Origin of the sequence: Flavobacterium sp. LC2016-23 (assembly GCF_009674775.1) — a bacterium.
In the GTDB taxonomy this organism is placed as follows: Bacteria; Bacteroidota; Bacteroidia; order Flavobacteriales; family Flavobacteriaceae; genus Flavobacterium.
This window is the reverse complement of record NZ_WKKE01000065.1, coordinates 1-1194: the sequence shown is the minus strand read 5'-3', so window position 1 is coordinate 1194 and position 1194 is coordinate 1. Positions and strand designations below refer to the sequence as shown.

The 1194-nt window shown below is 41.3% G+C and carries 1 protein-coding gene; it reads left to right on the top strand.

Annotation, left to right across the window (positions count from 1 at the left end):
* A partial coding sequence (locus GJU43_RS22705; protein WP_154344181.1) for an amino acid adenylation domain-containing protein occupies window positions 1-1194 on the top strand: 1194 nt, incomplete at both ends.

The window sequence follows — 1194 nt, the reverse complement described above, 5'->3', positions numbered from 1 at the left end:
AGAAATTGAAGCATCCGTTTCAAAACTGGAACTTACTATTTCAGAATTATCAAAATACGATAGTAGTTATAAAGGAACCGGGCCATCACATAACGACCTGGCGTATATTATGTATACCTCAGGCACCACAGGAAAACCAAAAGGAGTGATGATCTCTCATGATTCATTACTGGATTATACACAAACCTTTATCCGCTATTTTGAACTTACCGCCAATGATGTTGTGATTCAGCAATCGTCCTTTAGTTTTGATACCAGTGTAGAAGAAATTTATCCGATATTAAGTGTCGGCGGTGAATTGATACTCACCCCTTCAGGCGGAAAAGACGTCGAAGCTTTATTGAATTTAACCGCAAAACATAATGTTACCCTGTTAAGCAGTACGCCGTTGGTAATACAAAGCATTAACGAATTACTGGCACAGGGCAACAACAACATACCGTCGTTACGAATCCTGATCAGCGGGGGAGATGCCCTGAGATTAGAATACATATCTAATTTTTCAGAAAAGGTAAAACTCTACAATACCTATGGCCCGACAGAAGCCACGGTTTGTACCAGTTATTATGAAATAGAAAACAGCAGTGTTTCCAACTGTATCGGAGCTCCTATTTTTAACAGGGAAATCTACATCTGCAACGACCATTTACAAATACAGCCACACTTTGTGATTGGAGAATTGTACCTGGGGGGAAGCGGGATTGCATTGGGTTATCACAACCAGCCGACGCAAACAGCAGAACGTTTTATTGAAAATCCTTTTGGAAATGGGAAACTATACAAAACAGGCGATTTAGGCTATTGGGATGCCAGTGGAAATATCCATTTTGTGGGAAGAAAAGACCATCAGCTGAAAGTTCGTGGATATCGTGTGGAAACAATGGAAGTGGCCAGAGCTATTATGGCTTTTGAAGGCGTGACCGACAGTTATGTGACGGGTTTTAACGCTCATGGCATACAGCATTTAGCAGGTTATTATACCGGAAAAAGTACCGAAACCGATTTACGTGAGTATTTACGCAATGAGCTGCCGGACTATATGGTTCCAACCTATTTAATTGCCATGGAATCTTTCCCGATGACAGCCAACGGAAAAATAGCAATAGATAAATTACCGGATCCCATAATGGTTTCCGCAAAAGAATATCAGTCCGCCCGAAACGAAAGAGACGAGCAGCTGATTGCCATTTGGAA